Annotated in this window: 1 rRNA gene; it reads left to right on the forward strand. The window is 55.3% G+C overall.

Annotation, left to right across the window (positions count from 1 at the left end):
- Positions 1-219 (forward strand): 23S ribosomal RNA (locus H6A27_RS14955); the annotation flags it as partial.

Below are 219 nucleotides of genomic sequence, written 5' to 3' on the forward strand. Positions count from 1 at the left end.
CTGAAACCGTGCGCCTACAAGCGGTCGGAGCTCTGCAAAGAGTGACGGCGTGCCTTTTGCATAATGAACCTACGAGTTACCGTGTCCGGCAAGGTTAAGGGACAGGAGTTCCGGAACCGAAGCGAAAGCGAGTCTGAACAGGGCGAGTTTCCCCTCAGGGGAAAGCGCAATTTATTGCGCTCAAGTCGGCTGCGGTAGACGCGAAACCAAGTGATCTAC

This window comes from Bacteroides caecigallinarum, from assembly GCF_016902295.1.
In the GTDB taxonomy this organism is placed as follows: domain Bacteria; phylum Bacteroidota; class Bacteroidia; order Bacteroidales; family Bacteroidaceae; genus Phocaeicola; species Phocaeicola caecigallinarum_A.